The sequence below is a fragment of the Erwinia wuhanensis genome, from assembly GCF_030484085.1.
Lineage (GTDB): Bacteria > Pseudomonadota > Gammaproteobacteria > Enterobacterales > Enterobacteriaceae > Erwinia > Erwinia aeris.
The window spans coordinates 1-555 of record NZ_JAUJUH010000023.1 but is presented as its reverse complement, the minus strand read 5'-3'; the positions used below and the strand labels follow the sequence as shown (position 1 = coordinate 555).

Below are 555 nucleotides of genomic sequence, written 5' to 3'. Positions count from 1 at the left end.
TTTACGTATCGGAAGGTGATTTTTTCAATGTGTTTAGCGCCATCGTCCCTGATAAACGCGTTCGGAATACACACGCCTTTCTCTTTCGGGATCTCTTCATCCTTTCTGCCGCTTAAGCGCGATATCAACGACTGTAGTGCAGCCAGTTTGGCTGGTTTGGTGTTTGCATCAGCCTCAGTGAAACCATCGGCTATATATTCATTTTTTTCTTGCTTGTTTTTTTCACCTGAAAAATCCCGAAATTCCGTGGTAATCACAAAGGCCACGTTGTTTACATAGACATGGGCCTCCAGCTGCCGATAAATATCAGGGGTTCCCGGCTCATTATGGTCATAAATCACGCCACGACCGTCAGGCAGGACAATTACCTGTTTCAAATATGGAGCATATTCGGCTTTATTTCCGGGTTTGTTAATCGCTTCCCGTAACTCCTGCTCCCTGAGCCTTATCCGCTGCTGGAAGGCCGGTGGATAGATCCATTTACTGCTGATTTTAAAGTCATCGATAAAAATCATATTGTGCAGCTGGTTGTTAAAGGACTCCGGGACGTCAATC

Annotated in this window: 1 protein-coding gene; it reads right to left on the bottom strand. The window is 45.4% G+C overall.

The features are described from left to right. The coding region (locus QZH36_RS21345; protein WP_301731086.1) for a Tli4 family immunity protein at positions 1–554 on the bottom strand (554 nt) is incomplete at its 3' end. Between the last annotated feature and the right edge of the window lies 1 nt (position 555).